The sequence below is a fragment of the Scytonema sp. PRP1 genome, assembly GCF_036697665.2.
Lineage (GTDB): Bacteria > Cyanobacteriota > Cyanobacteriia > Cyanobacteriales > Nostocaceae > Kalymmatonema > Kalymmatonema gypsitolerans.
Window position 1 is genome coordinate 1 of the sequence record NZ_JBAHYJ020000136.1, and the last position, 24,295, is coordinate 24,295.

The 24,295-nt window shown below is 41.1% G+C and carries 15 protein-coding genes and 1 pseudogene; 14 read left to right on the forward strand and 2 right to left on the reverse strand.

Annotated elements, in window-relative coordinates; translation table 11 throughout:
• From V5G28_RS35840 to V5G28_RS35850, 3 genes and pseudogenes are all read left to right on the forward strand, one after another.
• A pseudogene (locus V5G28_RS35840) lies at positions 1-1,294 on the forward strand (thiamine pyrophosphate-dependent enzyme); the annotation flags it as partial.
• 13 nt (positions 1,295-1,307) lie between these two features.
• Positions 1,308-2,423, forward strand: a complete 1,116-nt coding sequence (locus tag V5G28_RS35845) for a 3-oxoacyl-ACP synthase III family protein (RefSeq protein ID WP_332994059.1) — start codon at positions 1,308-1,310, stop codon at positions 2,421-2,423.
• 113 nt (positions 2,424-2,536) lie between these two features.
• Entirely contained in the window at positions 2,537-3,337 is an 801-nt protein-coding gene (locus V5G28_RS35850; RefSeq protein WP_332994062.1) for an SDR family NAD(P)-dependent oxidoreductase, read from the forward strand.
• Here the strand turns inward: V5G28_RS35850 and V5G28_RS35855 are convergent.
• Positions 3,330-3,464 (reverse strand): hypothetical protein, encoded by a 135-nt coding sequence (locus V5G28_RS35855; protein ID WP_332994065.1) that lies wholly within the window; start codon positions 3,462-3,464, stop codon positions 3,330-3,332. The two genes, V5G28_RS35850 and V5G28_RS35855, sit on opposite strands and share 8 nt — an antisense overlap.
• A gap of 231 nt (positions 3,465-3,695) precedes the next feature.
• On the opposite strand from V5G28_RS35855, the gene V5G28_RS35860 reads away from it, so the two are divergent.
• The 11 genes from V5G28_RS35860 to V5G28_RS35910 all read left to right on the forward strand — a co-directional run bounded on the left by V5G28_RS35860 (position 3,696) and on the right by V5G28_RS35910 (position 21,004).
• Positions 3,696-3,926 carry a DNA-binding domain-containing protein gene (locus V5G28_RS35860; RefSeq protein WP_332994068.1) on the forward strand — a complete coding sequence of 77 codons (231 nt, stop codon included), beginning with the start codon at positions 3,696-3,698 and terminating at the stop codon, positions 3,924-3,926.
• A 107-nt stretch (positions 3,927-4,033) separates the two neighbouring features.
• The gene (locus tag V5G28_RS35865; protein ID WP_332994071.1) at positions 4,034-6,232 is read left to right on the forward strand and encodes a hypothetical protein; all 2,199 of its coding nucleotides are present in this window, start codon (positions 4,034-4,036) and stop codon (positions 6,230-6,232) included.
• Positions 6,233-6,246: 14 nt separating this feature from the next.
• Entirely contained in the window at positions 6,247-7,197 is a 951-nt protein-coding gene (locus V5G28_RS35870; protein ID WP_332994073.1) for a hypothetical protein, read from the forward strand.
• 9 nt (positions 7,198-7,206) lie between these two features.
• Positions 7,207-8,424, forward strand: a complete 1,218-nt coding sequence (locus V5G28_RS35875; RefSeq protein ID WP_332994076.1) for a WD40 repeat domain-containing protein — start codon at positions 7,207-7,209, stop codon at positions 8,422-8,424.
• 21 nt (positions 8,425-8,445) lie between these two features.
• A complete protein-coding gene (locus tag V5G28_RS35880) occupies positions 8,446-10,845 on the forward strand; it encodes a CHAT domain-containing protein (RefSeq protein ID WP_332994080.1) in 2,400 nt (799 codons plus the stop codon).
• Between the two features lie 81 nt (positions 10,846-10,926).
• Entirely contained in the window at positions 10,927-13,002 is a 2,076-nt protein-coding gene (locus V5G28_RS35885; protein WP_332994083.1) for a caspase family protein, read from the forward strand.
• Between the two features lie 524 nt (positions 13,003-13,526).
• Complete coding sequence (locus V5G28_RS35890) at positions 13,527-14,132, forward strand: vWA domain-containing protein (RefSeq protein ID WP_332994086.1); 606 nt, start codon at positions 13,527-13,529, stop codon at positions 14,130-14,132.
• Between the two features lie 107 nt (positions 14,133-14,239).
• A complete protein-coding gene (locus V5G28_RS35895) occupies positions 14,240-14,569 on the forward strand; it encodes a hypothetical protein (RefSeq protein WP_332994088.1) in 330 nt (109 codons plus the stop codon).
• A 375-nt stretch (positions 14,570-14,944) separates the two neighbouring features.
• Positions 14,945-15,766, forward strand: coding sequence for a hypothetical protein (locus V5G28_RS35900; protein ID WP_332994091.1), 822 nt, complete (start codon positions 14,945-14,947; stop codon positions 15,764-15,766).
• Between the two features lie 529 nt (positions 15,767-16,295).
• Positions 16,296-17,627: an ATP-binding protein gene (locus tag V5G28_RS35905; RefSeq protein WP_332994094.1), complete on the forward strand. Its 1,332-nt coding sequence runs from the start codon at positions 16,296-16,298 to the stop codon at positions 17,625-17,627.
• Positions 17,628-17,950: 323 nt separating this feature from the next.
• Positions 17,951-21,004 (forward strand): CHAT domain-containing protein, encoded by a 3,054-nt coding sequence (locus tag V5G28_RS35910; RefSeq protein ID WP_332994097.1) that lies wholly within the window; start codon positions 17,951-17,953, stop codon positions 21,002-21,004.
• A gap of 15 nt (positions 21,005-21,019) precedes the next feature.
• Here V5G28_RS35910 and V5G28_RS35915 read toward each other — a convergent pair.
• Positions 21,020-24,295, reverse strand: a 3,276-nt coding sequence (locus V5G28_RS35915) for an NB-ARC domain-containing protein (RefSeq protein ID WP_332994100.1), incomplete at its 5' end; no start/stop codon positions are given.

A 24,295-nucleotide genomic window follows, 5' to 3' on the forward strand; every position in this document is an offset into this window, starting at 1 on the left:
CTCAGAATCTCTATTTCATTATGCGACTACCCTCGAATCCGATGATGAACTTCCAGAGGTCTATCGCAGGCTTGCGAAAGGCTTAGCTCAACCAGGTAGCTTTGTAGCACACTTGAGTATCCCCACCAACATTCAAGCAAGTTCAGTCAAGACTTCATTTTCACGAGCATCTCTGCTGTTTTGCTTTACAGCCGCAACTGAGGAAACCATTTCAAAATGTGCGCGGGTGTCTGTCGCAAGAATCATTTGCCATCTGGGTTGGCTTTGGTGCGCGGAGTGCAGCAGCGGAAATTCGTCAGCTTGCTCGAGGACAGGGGCTGCTGTAATGTGTTCGCCACGTGGCAAAGGTATTTTTCCAGAGAATCATCCTCAGTTTGTGGGGATCACGGGCTTTGCTGGACATGCGTCAGTTTTAACTTATATGCAAAAGCACCGTCCTCTTCGGGTACTGGTACTCGGAACGCGTCTTGGTGAACTCACTTCATTCTGGAATCCCGCTATGATCCCTGTGCAGGGTTTTTGCATGTTGACATCGACCCGGAGGTGCCAGGAACTGCATATCCATCTGTCGATACGTTAGCCATTCAGTCAGATGTGGGAGTGTTTTTGTAAAGGGGCTGCTGGAGCACTTCCCAAAGCGCCAAAATCAAGCAGCCATAGTGGCATTACCTCGACCTGAGCGTAAGGAAGTCAATACACGCGCAAAGGACTTGGTGCGGCCCAAGGTACTCATGGACGCCATTCAACAGGTAATGGTCGAGGCAATGCAATAGTGATGACCGAGGCAGGTAACTCACTGGCGTGGGGAACTCACTTGCTGCAATTTACCCAACCGGGTCGTTACCGGGTCAGTACTGGATTTGGAGCTATGGGTCATTTCGTCACGGGCGTTGTAGGTGCTGCATTGGCACGTAATGGAAAGGCAGTTGCCATTGTTGGAGATGGTGCCATGCTCATGAACAGTGAGGTCAGCACGGCTGTGAGATACCAGATTCCTGCTGTCTGGATTATCCTCAACGATGGATGTTACAACATGTGCGGTCAGGGGTCAGCATTACAAGGCTTCAAAGGTATGGATGTAGAGATTCCGCAGGTGGATTTTGTTAAGGTTGCCTGCGGTATGGGAGCTGATGGTATCCGTGTTGAACATGAGTCTAATATCCGAACTGCACTAGAGAAAGCGATCGCTTCTCCTGGTCCGTTCATAGTTGATGTAGTCATCGATCCGAACGAGGCTGTACCAATAAAAGGTCGGATCGACAGTTTGATTTCGCAAGGCGCTACAAATTCTTAAGGAGGCATTTGTTATGCAAACATATTCAGTAGGCATTCGCTCGCTAGCATTGAACTTTCCAAGCAACATCTGTACGAATGATTACTACCGTGAAAAATATCCAGAGCTAGTTGCTCAGTCTGAACAAAAAAGTTTGGCAAGGCTATTTTCGCTGGCTGATTCAACTCCCGGCAACGAGTTTGATCAGGAGATGATGCCTTATCTATCAGATCCTTTTCGTGGTGCTGTTGAGCGACGAATACTCGGCTCAGGTGAGTCATCGTTAACTCTTGAATGTCGTGCGGCACGAGACGCCCTTGAGGCAGCAAATCTCTCTATAGAAGACATCGATTTAGCGATCGTGACCTCTTTCGGTACTGAGGAAGTTGTAGCTGGCAATGCTGCCTTCCTCGTCAATCAACTTGGCTTGCGCTGTGCTGCTTGGAATCTGAATTCAATGTGTTCAAGTGCTATAGTTGGGCTTCAAACTGCTAGTACACTAGTGCGCGCAGGAGAATATCGCAATGTTCTAGTAGTTACTTCCTGTGCATATTCTCGTCTTCTTGATGAAAGAGATACTATCTCGTGGATAACTGGTGATGGTGCTGGAGCCTTTGTAGTGAGTGCGGTTAAAGCGAACCAAGGAATTCTTGGTAGTAAAATCGTTCATTCTGCAGAGACTTGTGGCTCATTTTACACTGAACTAGCAGAGGATTGGCAAGGCAACCTGCGGTTATTTATGAGGACGAACAAGGGAGCAAATCGAGTCATCAGCAATACAGCTGCTGATTTTGTTCTCACTTGTTGCGAGGGTGCTGCGGTTGCTGCCAATGTGACACTCGATGAAATTGACTTCTTTGTTTTTAATACACCAACAGCCTGGTTTGCCAAGTTTGGTGCTCGTGTACTAGGTATTGAGCCAGAGCATACAATTAATCTCTACCCTCAGTATGGGAACATTGGACCTGTACTTCCTCTTGCTAATCTGTATCACGCCGCGCAATGGGGAAAGATTCATGAAAATGACTTGGTTCTCATCTATTCTTTCGGTGCTGCCGCAAATGCCACTGCAACTGTGATGCGTTGGGGTAATGTAGCCTTAGGTCCTGCTCGTTGGTTGAACGTGAATGAACGTGCCATTGAATTATAGCAGTTTTCACCTAAATGAACCACACCGTTGGTAGGGGCGCAAGGCCTTGCGCCCCTACACCCCCACACCCCTGTGTTTCTTCAAAGAAATTTTCAACTTAGGAAGGAGAGAATATGGACTTGCAACTGAAAGGAAAACGTGCCCTTGTCACTGGTAGTAGCTCTGGGATTGGTGAAGGTATTGCTAAGACATTGGCACAAGAGGGAGCGACGGTAGTTGTACATGGACGGAATGAAAAACAAGCCAATCGCGTCGTTCAGGAGATTGCCGCAGATGGTGGAAAAGCGTTTGTTGCTATTGGTGACTTGGCTACCGATACAGGGGCAGAGCAAGTAGTAGATAGGGTTTTATCAACTGTTGGGGCTGTGGATATTTTGGTTAATAATGCTGGTGCTTACTTCCTACGTGACTGGATGAACTCAACACCCAGTCAATGGATGGAGCTTTACAACATCAATGTTGTGTCGATGGTACGCATAACTCTGCTATTAGTGCCGCAAATGCGAGAACTTGGTTGGGGGCGCATCATCAACATGTCTAGTAGTGTAGCAACGCAACCAACGCCTACAGCTGACTATTCGGCAACCAAAGCCGCTAACCTCAACTTGACAGTGAGTTTGGCAAAAGAATTAACTGGAACTGGAATCACAGTGAATACGGTAAGCCCTGGTTCAATTGTTACGCCGGGATTGAACGAAATAATGCTTCAGATTGGTTCAGCGCAGAGATGGGGGACAGATTTAGAGCAGATCAAGCAGCATATGTTAAAAGGGATGATGAGCAATCCTACTGGTCGATTGGGAACGGTGGAAGACGTAGCGAATTTGGTCACATTTGTTTCTAGTCCTCTTGCTGGTTACATTAACGGTGCAAACTTGCGTGTGGATGGCGGTTGGGTAGCAACTATCAACTAAATCCAGAAGAACTCGAGCTAACTTTGCCACCTCTGGTTTTTTTACGATCGCCCAAAAGGCGGTCACTGTGTGCGATCGCTCGCTGTTGAGTTCTCCCATCCACCATCAAAGTAGTAGACAATGTCATACGATTCAGTCATCAACGAATCGCACTTTGGAAGTTTCTTGGCATACAAGATGCTATCTTAATTTATCACGAATAGCTCAAAACCCCTATATGAACATTAGGTGAACATTAGGTGAACTTTTCAGACTTTATCTGTATCGACAACCATAAATAGCTTTCATAAACTGAGGTTTAGATTTGTCATACTTAGTCAGCGAGTTAATAGCATGAAAGAATAAATATTTATTTGTCATGACTAAACCTCAAATTGCTGTCAGAATTCCGAAATCTTTATTTGTCAAGTTGAGTAATCATGTAGAGCGAAATCGTACATCTAAAACAGAAGTGGTGGTTAGCGCTTTGGCTGATTATTTGGGATGTCCTGAGGAAGTGCCATTAAATCAGAGGATAGCTAAATTAGAGGAAAGGTTAAGATTACTGGAGACTACGCTCACACGTCATCTCCAAAAGCTTAACAGCTAATTATTAAGGGTGTTATAAGCGTGTTAAGGATCTCAACATCTGTCTTTTACTGTTTCATTCTCAATGGAATACGGAAGTTACATCAATCATGGACTTGATACATACTTATGAATAGAACTGCTCAAATCGTCGATATTATTGAGAAACGCCAACCGTTGGCGCAGAGAATCGAACGGGTAGAGGAAAACCTCACCTCTATTTCTTCTGCATTTCGCTATCTGGAAGACTACCGCAATCAGTTATTGACAACAGTTGATGACCCAAAAGTCGTTGGACGTTTGAGAGAGATTGATTTTGCAAAGATTCAATTGAGTATTGCAGCTGAGTTAGAAGCTTTAAGTAAGCTTAAAAGCCGCTTCTCGCGAAATACTCTCAACATTGGTGTGATTGGACGAGCCAGACAAGGAAAGAGTCGTTTATTGCAAAGTTTAACCGGATTGACGGCGGCAGAAATTCCTGATGGCAGTGGTCAACACTGTACAGGAGTCCGCAGCACAATTCACCATAACCCAGCTTTTGAAACCTTTGGTGAGGTCACGTTTTATACAGAGCGGTCTTTCTTGGATGAGGTGATTGCTCCGTACTATGAACAGTTGAAATTGGGAGCTAAACCAATTACCCTTGGAGAGTTTGCTTCTCAAGTACTGCCTTCTCTACCTAGTAACCTTGCAGGTGCTGAAGTTGGCGCAAAATATGAATATCTTCGCAAATATCATAAGAATTTTGATAAATACCATCACCTATTTCGGGAAATTTCTCCTCGTCGGATTACTAAAGATGAAATTCGAGAATATGTGGCACAAGACAACCTCCAAGGTGAACGTATTTATTTTAACTACCTGGCAGTGAAAGAGGTAAAAATTGTCTGTCAATTTCCCAATCATGATGTTGGGCAGATTGCCCTAGTTGATTTACCGGGATTGGGAGATACAGGTATTGGTGATGAAGAGAGGATGGTTAGAACTATTGGTCAGGACATTGATGCTGTTCTCTTTGTCAGAATGCCGAAAGCTTCTGGGGATTTCTGGGGAGACGTTGATGTCAAGCTTTATGACACTGCTCGTGCAGCTCTAATCGATTTACCAATCGAGCAGTGGTCTTTTATGGTTCTCAACCGCACGGACAACAACTCTAACTACGGTGATAACTCTCTTCTGTGCCAGCAACTCATACAAGATATTACCGACAAACATATCAAAGTTATAGAGAGTGTGACGGCAAACTGTGCTGATACTAATGAGGCTAATACTAAAGTTCTGGATCGAGTAGTTAACTACTTAACTGCTCATATTACCACTCTAGACAAACAATACGCTTCTTCTTGCCAAGAGCGCCTCAATCAACTCCAGAGTGCTGTTAGTACCGAGTTAGACAAAGCCCGAACAGCATTAGGGCAACCCATGCAGTCTGCCGAGACAGGGAAGTTTGAGGTATTGTTCAAACAGCTTTGGAAGAAACTTGCTAGCGGACTTGTGGATTTACTTAGAGAACTTAGTGAACAGATGGATCGACAAGATCGTGACTTCAAAGAATCGGTAGAGACAGCTATCAAAGCTTGCTACGAAGATACTAAACTTCCATCATCGTTGGAAGAAATTGAAGTCAGGCGTAATGAGACAGGTGCATACGACATCGCCTATAACGAGTACCTGAATGAAATTCGCGCTCATCTATCAAAACATTTTCTTGGTCTAGATGATGGTTTGAAGAACTCTCTAAATCGAGTCAAATGTCAGGTAGCAAATGTGTTAATTGAACAAGGTCATTTAGGAGGATTAACAGAAGCAAGAGGATCTGATTTTATTCAGGCGATCGCTGAACTACTACCTGAAGAACTTATAGAGGGACAACCTTGTAGACTGAAATTCGGTTTCCAAATTCTTTCGGAATTTGAGCTATCTTATCGTGGTATGGTCCAACACCGAATTCGCAAATGCTTTAATGATTTGACTCCTGATAAAACGACTCTTAAACTCCCGCAAAATCCCAATTCTCAACAAGTGATGAGTAATCTGAAAGTGCTTCATGAAGAAGCTGTTTATCAATGCAATACAGCTTTAGAAGAATTACTCAGCGAACCGTCTCAAGCAGGTTTTGCCATAGTAGAAGAATTTCTTGACCGTGTACTTCGTGCAGAGGAAGTCGAGACAGAATGGCGAATCTTCTTAAGAGAAGAACGCACTTCAATATGGCCTGACGAATTTGAGCTACTAGGTGAACGTACTAGGCTCAGACGAGAGTGGCTAGAAGCAGTAGAAAAGGCAGCAATCGCCAATCAATTAAACTCTCTAAAATTTCTCAATTAATTCAGGAAAATACAATGACCTCAGAACTGAAGATTACCATGCTAGGACAGAGGGGTGTGGGCAAGACGAGTATCTTAACTGCCATGTATGAGCAGTTTGAGAGTACCATTGGTGAAACTGGTCTCCAACTCACACCTGATGCAGAAAGCTCGGCACTGCTCTCAAAGCGTTTAGGTGAGCTAAAAGCTTTGTTAAATGATTTTGAAGCAACAGGAGGACTGGAGGGAACTGAAGAACCGCAATCTTTTACGTTTGGTCTTGGTAAATTGGGACGTAAACCAAATATACAACTTATTTTTCAAGATTTTCCTGGTGGCTATCTCCAAAGCCATTTGGAATTTGTCGATAAGATTGTGAAAGAATGTGCTGCCGTTTTGATTGCCATTGACACTCCAGCGCTCATGGAAAACAATGGCAGATGGCATGATTTGATGAATAATCCTAAGCAAATTACTGATTTTTTTAAACGGACGTATGCAGATTTGGAAGAACCAAAACTGGTTCTCCTTGTACCAGTTCGATGTGAAAAATATGTCCAAAATGAACAAGATGCAAAAAAGCTACTAGATCGCATTAAAAATAAATATAGTGGTTTATTGCGTTTGTTCAGCAGTGAGGATTTGCTAACTAAAGTTGCTTGTGTAGTGACACCTGTTCAAACTGTAGGAACTGTATTTTTCTCTCAGGTTAAAGAAATTGATAGCAGACCGCATTTTTACTTCCGTAAAATTGATCATAATGCCGAGTATAGCCCCCAAGATAGCGATCAGCCACTACGATATATCTTACGTTTCGTACTCAAGCTTCATTTAGATACCAAACGGGGATTATTTAGCAGCATTCGTCGTTGGTTCGGTTGGGATGAATACCTCAAAGAAGCCGCCCGTAAATCTGCTGAAAAGTGCAAATATACTGGTGGATTTGAGATTTTGCAAGGTCAAGACAGGCTTGATATTAAAAAATAGGAGTTAAAAATGGAAATTTACGTTCAAAGCGCTGGTGTTTCTCAACAACATGACTATTCTTGGCAGAAAATTACAGAGAATGGTCAAAAATCGGCAAATGAACCCAGTCAAGTTACAAAATTTAAATACTTGCTCGAAAATGAATCGCCTTCTCTTCTTTTAGCACGGGATGGTAATCAATTACTTTTACTTGTTACGGGTATGAAAGCAAGTCAAAGAAAAGATTATCGAGGTCGTACTATACGCAACTCTGTTGCTTGGATTTCTGACAAAGAAAATGAGCAACAGTTACGAGGAATCGCTATTCTTGCATTACAGGGACAATTAGACAATAAAATTGATAATGCCATTAAAAATGGAGGTGAATATGGATTTGAAGTTTCATTTAATAATATTAGAAATATAGAAGTGCCTACAACACAAAATAGTAACCCTACAAAAGCTTGTATGTTGGCTGAGAATTCAAACTCCAACAGAGAAAAACTAGCAAATATTCTTCTATCAGAATGTTTGCCTAAAGAAGAACATGACACAGAAGCATTGGTAGTTGTCACTGGAATCAAGGCAGAAAATACTTTAAAGGAAGCGAGAGTCTGGCGAGGGCTGTCAACCTTGGTACAAAACAAGGACTTTTTGCCATATACTCCGCCTAATATATATAAAAAAAATCCCGAAACCGTTCAGATAAATGAAGGAAAGAATATCCGAATAGCGATAATACTGGTTGCTTCTATTGGCTTACTTGCGCTAATTTCTCTGTTTTTTTTTCGGGATTTTCCGTCAAGTCAAAGTTCTAAGCCTACATCACATCCTTCTGTGATAGCTGCTATTAGCCGAGGTGGTCAATATATTGTTAGTAATGACACCAGTGGAAATTTGTTGGTGCAGAATCTAATGGGCACAACAACTAATAGTCCTGCCTTAGAGGTTAAGCCCGCAGTTAAAGTCTCATCTCTTGCCATCAGTTCTGATGGCAAGACTATCATTGGTGGCGATACTGATGGGCAAGTATGGTTGTGGTATGAGCAGTCTAAGAACAAATTCAATGGTCAGCCTTTCAAAAAGAAGCATCAAGGTGAAGTTTTGTCAGTTGCTATTAGTCAAGATGGACAAAAGATTGTTAGTAGCAGTGTTGATGGAACAGTATTCGTGTGGAATAGAAAAGGGGATGTAGTAGACAAAAAAAACATAACTAATTCAAATATAAATGCCAAATCAAGTGAATAACAGGCTATATTTTATAGATGTATGATTAAAAACCGCCGCGAAGCCTATCTCCATCTCATCCAAGCTTTACAGAGTTGTACGAGTGGTGAAGAGATTAAAAAAATTTATGATAGTTACCCAGATCTGTTTGATGCAGATTTGTTCCAGATGATGGAAGAAAAGGCAGTTGTCATAGCAGAGCAAGGACAACACAATGCAGCTAATGGTTGGCGAGATTTCGTTGCCAGACTTTCTTTTGTTCTAGGAATTGATTGCTATTATCATAGCGACTATCGCAAAGCGATTGATTACCTCAATCGGGCTTTAGACATGGCAAGGAAAATAGAAAACCATTCATTTGAGACAGAGGTTCTGGCTCATTTGGGTTTAGTTTATCAATCTCAAGGAGAATATGGCAAAGCAATTTATTGTTTAGAGCAGAGTTCCCAGATCGCACAGGATATTGAAGACCGTGAAACCGAGGCGCAAGCTTTAGGAAATCTGGGTATTACTTACGGTGACTTGGGTGAGTATGATAGGGCAATTCAGTACAGTTTGCAAGCGTTAAAAATCTACCAAACTATCCGCGATCGCCAACAGGAAGGAAACTCTTGGGGAAATTTAGGAGTGATTTGCCTTTTTCAGGGCAACTATGAGCAAGCGATTGAATACCACCAGAAGCATTTGGAAATTGCACAGGATATCAAAGATAGCCAAGGAGAGGCGCTGGCTCTGACTGGTTTGGGAATTGCTTATCATCGCAAGGGTGATTATGACAAAGCTATTGATAACCACAAGAAGGCATTAGACATCAACCGGAAAATTAATAATCTTGTTGGAGAAGCGAAAGATTTGGGAAATCTGGGAATTGCTTACTATTCCCTTCGCGACTTCGACAAAGCGATTAACTACCAAAATCAGGTTTTGACGCTCGCAAAGAAAATAGGTGACCGCCAAATGGAGGGGGTAGCGTTGAGTAATAAAGGACATATTCTCCAGCTATCTGGTCATCTTACAGAAGCAGAGGATATTCTGATGGAAGCAATTCAGGTTAAAGAATCTATACGAGCTGGATTAGGTAGCAACGACTCTAATAAAGTGTCAATTTTTGAAACGCAAACTCATACCTACAATATCTTACAAGCAGTTCTCGTTGCCAATAATAAAACCGATTCTGCTTTAGAAATTGCTGAGCGGAGTCGTGCCCGTGCGTTTGTGGAGTTATTGGCTAGGCGACTATCTCCTAAACAAACAGAGCAATTTGCTATTACTCCACCTACTATTGAGCAAATTAAACAAATTGCTAAGACTCAAAATGCTACCATAGTACAATATTCAATTAAACAAGATGTAGTCCAAGTTGAAAACAAGCTACCAGGAATATCCTGCGAATCAGAACTCTACATTTGGGTAATCAAGCCCACAGGTGATATTATATTTCGTCAAGCTAACCTCAAACCTCTATGGCTGCAACAAAATAGTTCTTTAGAGAAGCTTGTTACCCTGGCCAGGACTACATCCATTGGTTTAGCGCGTGAAGCTTATTGGGTCAACATAGTTAATAATACTCCAGCAGACAATCGCTACTTACAACAACTTTACGAAATATTAATTCAACCAATTGAGGATATTCTGCCCAGCAATCCCAAGGATCACATCATCTTTATTCCTCAAGGTCCTTTGTTCCTAGTTCCATTTCCCGCCCTACAAGATAGCACTGGAAAATATCTGATTTCGCGACACACGATTCTCACGGCTCCCTCGATAGAAGTATTAGGTTTAACACAAAAGCAACGAGAAAAAGTTAAGGAAGCAGCTCTCCGGGAGGTGGTGGTTGTAGGAAATCCAAGTATGCCCAGTTTACCTCCCCAATTTGCTGGTACTTCTTTTCAGTTACAACCTCTTTTTGGTGCCCAAAAAGAAGCTCAAGCTATTGCTTCTATGTTTGATACTCAGGCTATTATTAGCTCGGTTGCAACTGAAGCATTTATTGTCGAGCAGATGCCGAAAGCAAGAATTATACATCTAGCCACTCACGGTTTACTAGATGATGTCCGGGGATTAGGAAGTGCGATCGCTTTAGCTTCTTGTGGTGAGGATGACGGGTGGTTAACAGCCGAAGAAATTCTCAAACTAGAACTACACGCTGAATTAGTGATTTTGAGTGCTTGTGATACTGGTCGAGGTCGGATTACAGGTGACGGAGTAGTAGGATTATCTCGCTCATTTATTTCTGCGGGTGTGTCTAGTATTTTGGTATCTCTTTGGTCAGTACCGGATGATTCTACAGTGTTGTTAATGACCGAGTTTTACCGCAATTTTCAAGAGCACAAACAGGATAAAGCTGCTGCACTGCGAAGTGCAATGCTTAGTACGATGAAACAATATCCAAACAACCCCAGAGCTTGGGCAGCTTTTACACTCATTGGCGAAGCTGAGTGAGCATTGCCTTGTACAAATTACCGTTTGGAAAACTGGCGAAAAATAAAATTTATTTCAGATTAAATTGCAAGAGGTAAATTCATGGTAAGCAATAATGCAGCCAACAATAATAAATGGGCATTGTTAATAGGTATTAATAAATACCCTAATTTGCCTCCTAACAGGCAATTAGACGGTTGTGTAAACGACGTAAAGTTAATCAACAAAGTCCTGCAAGAAAACTTCAGCTTTCCAGAAAAGAATATCACTCGCCTGCTTGATGAGCAGGCTACTCGACAAGGCATCTTGACAGCTTTACAAGAGTTAGTTAACCGAATAAACCGCAATGATATTGTAGTTATTCATTACAGTGGACATGGTTCCCAGATGACCGATCGCGAGGGAGACAAACCAGATGGTATGGACGAAACTATCATGCCTTACGATACTGGACACAAAGATCCCCATGAAAACCGCGATATTACCGACGATGAACTCTACGAATGGTTGTTGCGTTTGAGCGAAAAGACTCCGTACATAACGCTGATTTTTGACTCTTGTCATTCAGGGGGAATTGTTCGCGATCCCTTTGGGGCTAACGATCGCTGGGTTGAACCTGATACTCGTCCCATCGAACAACTTCCGCCATCGCCAGTGTCTACGACTCGCAGTAGGGGAGGAACGCGGGAGATTGGTTCTAGCGGCTGGTTGCCGATCAGCGATCGCTATGTTCTCATTGCAGGCTGTAGTGCTAAGGAGTCATCTTGGGAATACTGGAAACGAGAAGGTAATGGTGAAATTCATCACGGCGCTCTGACGTACTTCTTATGCAAAGAATTAAGGTCAGTTCAGTCAGGCACTACTTACCGAGATATTTTTCAACGTGTCAGCATCGAAGTGACGAAAAATAAATCGACTCAGCACCCACAACTCGAGGGAGCACGGGATCGAGAATTTTTCAATGTGCATGATATTAAACCCATGCGCTTTGTATCCATTGCCGATCGCAAAGATAACAAGGTTATTTTAAACGCTGGCGCGGCTCATGGCATAACTAAGGAATCAGAATGGGCGATTTACCCTGAAGCAACCAAGCAAATTGACAAAGAAACTCCGAAACTAGGCAAGGTAAAAATTACTGCTGTTCGTGCTGTGACATCTGATGCTGAGATTCTGGAAGAGAATCAAGTCGGTGTGATTACTGTAGGAAGTCGCGCAACAGAAGAAGCTCATTTTTACGGGGAAATACACATAAAGGTGAACATCCAAGTGCCGACTAACTACGATGTGGCTAAAGAAAAGTTGATTGAGCAAATTAAAGAGTCGAAATTACTACGCTTTGCTCAAGGCGATGAAACTGCTGATGTAATGGTATATATTATCGCACCTCGAACGGAAGTCAGTTCTGATGCTCCTGTGCCTCAGTTGAGAGTAGTAAATCAGCCGACTTGGGTTGTAGTGGGTAACAGTGGTCAGGTGATCATGCCAACTCGTCCTGTAAATGAGGTTGGGGCTACAATTACACTGCGAAAAAACTTAGAAAAAATTGTGCGATGTAAGTCGGTATTAGCTTTAGAGAATCCCGACTCACAAAGCTTGCTCAAAAACAAAGTGAAACTGACTCTGAAGCGACAAGCTGATGATGGCAGCTGGGTAGAAGCTCAACCAGATAATGATAGTGGACAAATTGTTTTTGAAGAAGGCGATCGCTTGGTTTTAGAGGTCGAAAATCTTCATAAACATCCTATATATATCTATATCCTTGACTTAGGATTAGCTTATGGTGTTGATCAGATATACCCTAGAAGGGGTGCTAATCAAGAGTTCCAACCTGGTAAACACAACATTTTTATACGCGAAGGCGAATACATAGAACTTTACCTGCCAGAAAAATTTCCCTATGTGCCATCTTCTAACGATGGTTCCCGAGTGGGAGGAATTGAAACTTTCAAGCTTTTCGCCACAACCTACCCAAGTGATTTTAGTTGGTTGCTAGATGAAGGCGTGCGGCAGGGGTTTGGGCAGCAGCTACCGAATATCAACAAGCCCTTGGAACAGTTACTAGATATAGCACTGACTGGGAATGGGAATCGGGAGGCGCGGGTAGTCACTCTACCACCAGATGAAGAATGGACTACAGTACAAAGTTCTTTCTGGCTGCGGGGCAAAATGCCTTAGCCTGAACACGCAAGTGTTTCGGCTTTTGTTCGTGTCATTCGGTTTTGAATAGCTATCTCATATCATGTCCGCTTAAAGACTTATCATTTAGGCTGACGCGGAGAGATTTTAATGATAAGTAATTAGCCGGACATGATATCAATTTTTTGGTTTTGCCAGCGATGAGGCGTATGAAGAGTGCTAAGTTTTGTAAACAATACCAGAACTTTTGGGGAACTTTTAGGGAACTTTTAGGTATTGCAAATATCAACTTTTAGTGAAAAACTTGTTTTCATGAAGGATTTGTTAACAATTAAAATACTATGAAAAAAAAGATTAGGAATAAAACTCCCAGAAAATGTAAATGAGTATTTCTTTTTGATAGTAAATAAAAAATATTTGATAAATGCTCTGCTCAAAGCTGAGCCAGGCGCAACAAGTGTTAAGTTAAATAGTTAGGATTTTCTTCTGCTTAATTAATCTCGGAAATTTACTGTTACTGCTAATTTGTTATTGCTACATAATTGAAAATAGGAATACAAGCCATGCTAGAAAACCGTGACTATACTTTAATAATTGATAAAAGTGGTAGCATGGCTACCAAAGATCAAAAAGATGGTAAAAGTAGATGGTTGGTAATGCAGGAGTCAACTTTTGCATTGGCGAGTAAATGCGAACAGTTTGATCCGGATGGCATTACTATTTATTTATTTTCTAGTCGGTATAAACGCTACGATAATGTTACATCAAGTAAAGTAATACAAATTTTTCAAGAAAATGATCCTGTGGGTAGTACTGATATGGCAAGTGTACTAAAACATGCAATAAATAACTACTTTGAGCGTAAGGCTGAGGGTCTAACTAAGCCTAATGGTGAAACTATTTTGGTGGTAACAGATGGTGAGCCAGACGATAGCGACGCGGTGGAAAAAGTGATTATTGCAGCTTCTGGTCGGATACAGAAAGATGAAGAACTGGCAATTTCTTTTATTCAAGTTGGACAGGATATGCAGGCAACTCAGTTTCTGAAGCGACTGGATGATGAACTACAAAAGAAGGGGGCGAAGTTTGATATATGCGACACAGTGACAATAGAGGACATAGAAGACATGAGCCTGTCTGAAGTGCTGCTCAACGCAATTAGTGACTGAGATAGTATTTACTACATATCCCAAAAAAGACGATATGTAGGGCGATCGATATAAGTTTCAGTTTTTTCATCCACAACTAAGATTGGTAAAACCGAGGGTAAAAATCAATGAATATAGTAGATAAAGCCTGGGAAATACTCAAAAAATTTGAACCAAATTTAACTCTAGATGTTTTTCTAGAAAAGCTAAAACCCACTTTTGAACAGAACAGTAATTTATCTAAAAATGACATTGTGCTCAAGATGCTTGAGTACATCAAAAAGGACAAACCATTTGGAGAAATAATAGCGACAGCTGCCGAAAAAGCTTTAAGCAGAAAAGTTTCAGTCGAGGAAGCCAGTAATAATATTGAGAAGTACGTTCTAACAAATAATGCAAATAATGAGGAGATTCAAACAAGTGAAATTTTCAATAAATCACAGCCGATACCAGAGTAGCTAGAGTTGTAAAACGCTTGCTAAAATCAGTAAAAACAACCATTTGATTGTAGATAGGTGAAAAATATGTGGGGCATTTTAATTGATTGTGTAGTTTTCTTAGTAACTTGGGCTGTAGAACTATTTTCTTCAAATTAATAAGTATTTCTCTGCTGTTTCTGGATAAAGTTATCTAGACAAAACCAGATAGGATTGCTAAACACACCTGTTTTGTAATTTTGGGAAATACAATAGTTGAAGGATTTATGCGGCTTTAATTTCATTGTTTTATTTTATTCTAGGTTAGAAAATAAAATTTCAACTTTAATGAAATTAAAGCCTCCTTTTTTGGCTTATCTTGCTGCTTGAAACCGTTATTAAATATTTTTATTAGCTATGAACAGTGATAAAATTAGCTCTAATAAAGTTGAAGAACTTATTTCCCAACTGGCTCAACAGAAGCTCAGGCAAACCGATATCACGCCTCTTGTAGTTTTTTTGACAAATTTGGTGGTGATGTTGTTTAGCGTAATGAAAGTTAATAGCTCTGTAGAAGATGTCAAGATAGAACAGATCCGAAATACTCTGAGTCAATTTGATAATTCAGACAATTATGCTTATCAATTACTACATTTAGTATTTGAAAATTTGCAAAAAAATCCTGTTATAGCCAATGATTTTACTAAACCGGGACGAGTGGCAACTTTAACAGATTTGCACTCACAATCAGAAAAGCTATTGTTGATTGGTCTTTGCTATAAAATTCTAGCAAACAATGGAATAATGAATGAACGTGGGAAAGCCAAATTGTGGCAACTTGCTGACTGGATAACAATTAAACCGCAACATATAGAAGTTTTGAAGGCAGGGTTGGGACTTGAAGAAACTACAGTGTCAGAGCAAACAGGGTTAGGTAAGGAGAAGTTTTCAGTTGAAACGTTAGCTGAGGTCGAATCTTTGCTTAAAGATCCATTCGAGAGTTTAGGGAGTTTATTTGTCGAAGCTGCCTCTGAGATGATGGCAGTTATATCTACTAAATTAAAACCTTTAAAGGTTTCTCATCCTCCTCAACAGCCTCAGTTGTTAAAAGAAATTTCCCCAAATGCCAAACCTAGCGATATTTTCAAATGGGAACCATCCAAATCAAAAGATAACCCAAAATTGCTAAATCGATTTTCCTATGAAGACGCTACAGGCGAAGCATATATCCCGACTTAGGCAAAAAACATCGATCAAATAGCCTCAAACCTATATCCCAAAGGACTTTGAGGTTGTTTTGATTGGTTTGTTGGTATATCTGGGTTCCGGGCGTTTTCGGGCATTTGGTGTATTTCCCTTACCCCGCAAGGGTTTGAGGCTTATTTATTCCTCAAAAATGTTTAAGTCCCGATATATAGAATGAATAACTATGGAATTACCTTACAATAAATGCAAAAGTGAACTGCGGGATCTTTTACTCTCAGAATATCCTCTAATCTTTCTACGTTCTCCAGAAGAGAGTCGAGCCATCAAGTGCGCGATAGAGGCTCACCAATCTCTGATATCTAACTCAGACATTACAAGCGTTACAAGTGGTGAACTTTTCAGATGGAGTAGTATCAAAGGCTTTGAGAAAATCTCCACTGAACCAACCGATCCTAGTAGATTCAAGTACGAACTATTGAGTTCTGCTTCTGGTGGAAAAGTAAGTTCTATTCAGGAAGCCCTGGATTTCTTGCACCAACAGTTACAGAAACTACATGAGCAGTTGTTAGAAAAACAAGTTTTTACTAAATCTGAAATTCAGCATACTTATATATTGCCTGAATGGTCAGTGTTTATAGGGCCGGATTCACATAAAGAAGCTCGCCAGCTTAAGGAATTAGTCATTTCCATCGATCAAAAAAGACCTAGACCAAGAATGACTCTAATTATTTTGGGTACAACTTGGTCAATTCCAGTTATTCTGCGTAACAGTGTCCATATTGTAGATTTACCACTTCCTAATGCGGAAGAACTTTATCAGAAGGTTTTTAAAGTTCCTTTGAAGAAAAAGCTGATTCAGGAAGAAACTGCTAGAAGTCTATCAAAACAAGCCCAAGGAATGCCATTTCAAGCAGCCGAGCAAGCCGCAAGATTGATCAATGTACGACAACTATGGTCAAAGCCTCAAGAAGCTGGTCGGTTACTTATAGAAGTCAAAAAACAAGAAATTAGAAAAACTGGGGTTTTAGAATATGATGCACCCCAAGGTCAAGGGTTTAAAAATGTTGGGGGTTTAGAAAAAATTAAAGAGTGGATTAAAGAGCGGAAAAAATGGTTTGAGGAAGATTCCCCCCAACTCAAGCTACGTCCCCGTGCTATTCTTCTAGAAGGTTATCCCGGATGTGGTAAGACCTTTATTGCTAAGGCGATCGCACAAGAATGGGGAGTACCACAAATTAACTTTGACATTTCACGTTTACGATCCAAATATGTTGGCGAATCAGAAGGTAATACATATCAAGCATTAAGAGCAATCGAAGCATCAGCACCTAATATCCTGTTTATAGATGAAATTGAAAAAGCTTTTTCGGGAGTAGGAAACGACGGAGCAGAAGTTTCGACGCGGCAGTTTGGTATGTTTTTATCTTGGTTAAATGATCACAACTACCCCATTTTTGTTATAGCCACTTCTAATGATCGCAGCAAACTTCCAGCTGAATTATTCAGAGCAGGACGCTTCGATGAAATTTTCATCGTTATACCACCCAACACTGAGCAGCGTAAGGATATCATCCGAAAAAAAGCTGAGGATTATAATATTTCCGATATCGATGGAACTATTCTTAATTTCTTAGCAGAAAAAACTCAGGGATTTTCAGGAGCAGAATTGGATAAACTCGTGAAGGAAACACTTTATGAGTCTGGCGGTCAAGCACCTAATCAGAATCATTGGAAAACGGTGTTAGAACGAATTAAACCCCAGTATCAAACTCCTAAAATGCAAACTCTCTTAAAGAATTATTCAGAACTAATACATAGCAACGGCGGAATTCTGGCCTCATCTGACAAAGACTTAAATTTTTTAGAAAAACACCTAATAATTCCAACAGAATAAATTGAGATGCTAGCTTTCAAAATTAATGTGTTGGACTACTAGGTATTGCAAGTCGTAGAAAATAGCGGGGGTGAGGCGCAATTTATTTACCCTTTGTTAGAGAATGTCTAAAGGCTTCTTCAATTTCCGGCAAATACTCATAATCCTTTACAGTGTATAGGGGCTCACATCTGTGCGTCCCTACAAATGATCGATGTTTTGCAAAAATTATTGAAATTGGTATAAAATTACCGTCCCATAAAGGTTTCAGTGGTAGCGATCGCATTAACATAATGGATAAAGTTGAGGTTAGCAGCAAATATACATATAGTGAGCAATTTAAAATGAACATCAACAAACAGCGCTACGAAGCTTATATGCAATTTTTGATGAAGTTATTACAAGCAACGGATGAAAGCGAGGGGAACCCACAGGTTGTTTATCCGTTGCTTCAAAACAATGTAGAATATCTCAATCAGGATTTTGCAGAAATTTTGCGGCGGTGGGCAACATGGGCAACACATGTATGGACAACAGTCGAGACAGATGAGGCGCAATACCGTGCAACCGTGATTGGACAGTTTAGCGACCTAATTCAGCAATTCCATTTAGGTGACAAAGCCAGCAATATAGAAATCGCCATTGCTGGTTATGAAGTAGTCTTAACTGTATTCACTCGCAACGCCTACCCCAGAAATTGGGCAGCGACGCAAATTAGTTTAGGGATTGCTTACTGTCAGAGAATACACACAGACAAAGCACAAAATTTAGAATTGGCGATCGCAGCTTTCACCGCCGCGTTGGAAGTATTCACCCACAACGCCTATCCCCAAGAGTGGGCAAAGACACAAATGAATTCGGGAGCTGCTTACTTCTATAGAATAGGTGGAGACAAAGCTGAGAATATAGAGCTAGCGATCGCAGCTTCCCGCGCCGCCTTGCAAGTATTCACCCGCAATGCTTTCCCCCACGATTGGGCACAGACGCAAAGTAATCTGGGGGCTGCTTACTTATACAGAATACGCGGCGACAAAGCTCAGAATATAGAGGATGCGATCGCTGCTTTTAACGGGGCGTTGGAAGTATTCGCCAGCAACGCCTATCGCTACCAATGGGCAAAGACGCAAATGAATCGGGGGATTGCTTACTCTGAGAGAATACGTGGTGACAAAGCTGAGAATTTGGAGTTAGCGCTCGGTGCTTTTACCGCTGCGTTAAAAGTTTATCAAACCCGTGATGCCTTAAGCGAAGATTGGGCAAAGACGCAAATGAATTCGGGAGCTGCTTACTTATATAGAACATATGGGGACAAAGCTGAGAATTTGGAGTTAGCGATCGCTGCTTCCACGGCTGCATTACAAGTTTATACCCGTGATGCATTTCCCCAAGAGTGGGCAACGACGCAAAATAATTTGGGAATCGCTTACTTTCACAGAATAGACGCAAACAAGGCAGAAAATATAGAATTAGCGATCGCTGCTTTCAGGGCTGCTAGTGAAATTAGAACCCGCGACGCTTCCCCCCAACAATGGGCAATGACGCAAAATAATTTGGGAAATGCTTATCGTAACAGAATAAGGGGTGACAAAGCACAGAATTTTGAACAAGCCATAGCTGCTTACACCCCCGTATTGGAAGTTTATACCCGTGACACCTTCCCCGAAAACCATGCTCAAACATTATTCAACCTGGGTCTTGTTTACTTAGATGCACAACAATTTACTTCAGCATACAAAACCCTTAACTCTGCTATTGAAACAGCAGAATTATTGCGAGAGGAAATTATTTCTGGTTCGGAGACAAAACGCAAACAAGCAGAACAATGGAATCGGCTCTACCACTGCATGGTGAAAACTTGTCTGGAACTGAACAACATTGTGGAAGCAATAGAATACGTTGAACGTAGCAAAACTCGCAACTTAGTTGAACTTATCCTCAACCGTGATTCTAAAACTATTTTCCCTCCATATGTTGCCAAACAATTAGAACAACTGCGAGACGAAATCGCCACAGGACAAGATAAAATTCAAAATGGTATAGCCGATAATCCAGAAGCTTTAGGGCAACATCTCCAAAAATTGCGACAGCAGCGCAATAAATTGCAAGACGATTATTTACGAGACAAAAATTTGCTAGTAGGTTATGGCTTTAATTTAGAGCATTTTCAAGCAAATTTGGATGAACAGACCGCGATTATCGAGTGGTATATTACCAGTTTTGGCTGGGAGACTTTTATTATTACTCATGACAATATCCAAAGGCTAAATATATGCGTTCAAAATGATATACTGAAGGTTTTGCTGGGCAACTTTCAAGACTATGTTACACAATATTTTGAAAACAGAAACGAGTGGAGGAATAGTCTTAACTCTCGCTTCACTCATTTTGCCCAAATCTTACAAATAGAAAATATCCTCAATAATTTCATACCAAAAACTTACTTGCACCTTGTCCTCATTCCCCATGTATTCCTACACCTATTTCCTCTCCATACACTCCCCTTAACTAATGGAGAATTATTATTTGAACAATTCTCAAATGGTGTAAGTTATGCTCCCAGTTGCCAACTTTTACAACAGGTGCAACAACGAGAACGTCCAAATTTTGAATCTATCTTTGCGATTCAAAACCCAACAAAAGACCTTCCTAACACCGACTTGGAAGTACAACAGATTTTGCCTTTTTTCTCCTCCCCCCAAGTATTGTCTAAAAGCCAAGCCACCAAAGATGAACTATATAAAGCTGCACCAAAACTCAAGGAAGTAAATTATCTTCACTTTGCCTGTCACGGTTATTTCAACCTCATCTCGCCTACAAATTCTTGCTTGCTACTAGCAGACGCGTATGTTTCTTCTGAACCTGTAGATGTTGATTCCGAAAAATATCTCAAAATATCGGATAGAAAAAACGTAGATTTAAGCAAATGTCTCACATTAGGTAATCTTTTTGAGCAGGTTTTTGACCTTAACCAATGCCGTCTTGTGATTCTTTCTGCTTGTGAAACAGGCTTGATAGACTTTAATAATATGAGCGATGAATATATTGGCTTACCTAGTGGCTTTCTCTATGCTGGAAGTTCTTGTGTAGTCAGTAGTTTGTGGACAGTAGACGATTCATCTACAGCATATTTGATGATGAAATTCTTGCAGAATCTCCAAGAGGCTTTTAATAGCGGTCAAGATGTCTCAGTAGCAGTGGCGCTGAACCAAGCGCAAAAGTGGCTACGGGATATTACTTGGGAGGATTTAGAAAAATGGAAAAGTTCATTGCCACCAGATAGTGCTAAAACTCAAACTCGTGAGGTTAGAAGAATAAGTTCGCCATCAGAAAATTTTGATCCCAACAAACCATATGCATCTCCTTTCTATTGGGCTGCATTTACTGCTATTGGCAAGTAGGTTGTAATACTTTTTTTACACGCGCCCATTTTTGCTTATGTCCAGTTCAGACTCAATTGCCCCTAAAGTCTTGAGAGTGGTAATCGTCGCCTCCGTTAACCCAGTAACGTTGGCGATATTCATACCCTCGTAAAGTCTTTTGCTTCTTAGCATTTTTATACTCTCACCAGTTGAGACATCCCATATTCTCAACGTTTCATCTTCACTGCTACTTATTAGATTCTGCCCACTGGGATTAAAGGTTACTGAGAAAACTCGTTGACTATGACCCCGTAAAGTTTTGAGGCACTTACCATCAGAGACATCCCATAGCTTTACTGTTTGATCCATGCTACCACTACTTAAGATTCGCCCGTCGGAACTAAAGATGGTCGAGTAAACCCAACCTATATGTCCTTGCAATGTTCTCAAACACTTTCCATTGGAGACATCCCATAGCTTTATTGTATGATCTCCACTACCACTACTTAAAATTTGTCCGTCAGGGCTAAAAGCGATTGACCAAACCCAACCTATATGTCCTTGTATAGTTCTTAAGCATTTACCATCCGAGACATCCCAGCAACGTACTGTATGGTCATGACCGCCACTAGCTAAAGTTAGGCCATCTGGACTAAAAGCGACTGATAAAACTCCGTGATTTTCTTGATGTAAAGTTCTCAAGCACTTACCAGTCGAAACATTCCATAGCTTGAGCGTATAGTCATGGCTACCACTAGCCAAAGTTAGACCATCTGGACTGAAAGCAACTGACCAAACACAGTTTGTATGTCCTTGCAATGTTCTCAAGCATTCACCAGTTTTGACATCCCATATTTTTACCGTTTTGTCTTCACTAGCACTTGCTAGCATTTGACCATCTGGACTGAAGGCTAATGATGTAATCTCATTACTATGTCCGACAAAAGTTTTGAAGTTTTGACCAGTGTTGATGTCCCACAGTTTCACGTTTCGATTACTGCTACTAGCCAAGATATTACCTTCGGGGCTGGAGACAACTGACCAGATCCTAGTGGTATATCCTTGTATAGTCTTTATACACTGACCAGTCTGAACATCCCATAGTCTTAACGATTGGTCATCACTCCCACTGGCGAGGATATTACCTTCAGGGCTGAAGTCAACTGCTCGAACCATATTACTATGTCCTGGCAAAGTCTTGAGACACTCACCGTTACTGACATTCCACAGCTTTACCATCCGATCCCAACTACCAGTTGCTAAGGTTTGCCCATTCCGACTGAATGCAACTGATATCACCCAACCAGAGTGACCTTGCAAAGTTCTCAGACATTCACCAGTGTTAAGATCCCATAACTTCGCCGTTAGATCCCCGCTAGCGCTAGCAAGTATACTTCCATCTGGGCTAATAGCAGCAGACCAGATTCCTTCATCGTGTCCGTACAAAGTTCTCAAGCATTGCCCAGTACTCACATCCCACAGCCTCAATGTTTTGTCCACACTAGCACTAGCTAATATTTTGTCGTCAGGACTAAAAACGACTGCTCGAACCATATTCTGATGTCCAAGCAAAGTCTTTAGGCACTGACGAGTATTGACATCCCATATCTTAATCGTCTTGTCATCACTAGCACTGACCAGCACTTGCCCATCTGAACTAAAAGCAAGTGACCATATCCCCTTGGAATGTCCCTGCAATGTATCAAGACATTCGCCTGTTATGACATTCCAAAGCTTGATTGTTTGGTCTTCACTGCCACTGGCAAGGATACTACTATCAGGACTAAAGGCAATTGATGTTGCCCAATCAGTATGACCTCTAAAGATATTTAACTGTCTCCAATTACTCACTTGGTACAAGCGAATCTCACCATTTATATCCCCCTCAGCTAGAAATTGTTGATTGGGGCTAAATCTTAACGCCAAAATGCCACGGAAGGTTTCAGCAAATACAGACTGAACTAGATTAGCCTGAGCAAAATTTACATTGTGCAAATTCACATTACGCAAGTCTGCTTGCCAAACAGTCAGATGCGAAAAATCATAGTTACTAAGATCGGTCTTCAGATAACAAAGCAGATTCAGGACGTTTCCAGCCGTATAACTTTGTTCTTCCGGAAATGTTTCTCGTAGCCTTACTAAAATTTTAGTTAGTTGATTTTCCAGAATTTGTTGATTTCTAAAAATCTTTAGCAGTCCATCTATAACTGGTTTGAGGATAAGGCGGATTTGAATATCCCTAATATAGTCTTTTACTGTCGCTTTTATTAAAGCATGACTTCTAAATAAATCAATGTTCTGAGTGGTGATTTCTTCCCAAATATGTTGTACGAATTCATTAGTTATATACTCCATAACTACAGGTTGTAGGGTGAAGAGTGCTGCTCTTCTCTCTACTAGGCATCGTCTGCTCAAAGATTCTAGAGCTTCCAGCAATTGTTGTGGTAGTATCAGCGATACTATATCATCATGCAACTCTGATAGTGAAACTGCCTCACGATTAACTGCTAGCCAATATATTATATTTTTTTCTAAATTTGACAAACGCGAAAATTGTTGGTCTAAAATTTCGCGAATATTACCAAAAACAGACGTATTTTCTTTTAGAAAGTTATAAATATTACCATTAAAAATATCTAAAATTGTTGTTGCAACTATCTTCAAGGCTAAGGCGTTACCTGCATAGCGCTCAACTACGGATCTCAATTCTGACTCAGAGCCAGACAATCCTTTGATTTCAAATATTTTTTGTCCATCAACCACATCTAAACCACTCAGTTGTAATGAGCGAACGGGTAGTACTTCTCCTTCAAGTAACGCTACCTCTTTCGGTTTTTCCCGTGAAGTTAGCACAAGGCAACTAATGTGGGTAACTTCTCCAATTCGTTTGATAAGTTGAGCATATTCCTCATAACCTTCTCGATAGCTTCCAGTAATAGCGCCACTTTGTAGAATGGTCTCAGCATTATCGAGAATAAGAAGACAGCGATATTGGCGCAAATAATCAACTAGTTTCGAGATTCTGCCGTCTACGCTGTTTGGTAAATCAGCTTCTAGAACCTGATCTGCAGACAAAAATTGAATTAAGTTAGCCAACAGGTCAAAAAGGGGTGGGGCATTGTAGAGCGATCGCCAAATAAAGTACTCAAACTGCCCCTGAACTTGTTGGGCTAGCTTAACAGCCAGAGAGGTTTTTCCAATTCCCCCTATTCCCAACAGCGTTACCAGTCGGCAACGCTCCTCTATCAACCATTGCTTTAGTGTGTTGAGTTCTGCTGTGCGTCCATAGAACACAGAGACATCAATCGCTTCTCCCCAGTCTGCACCCCC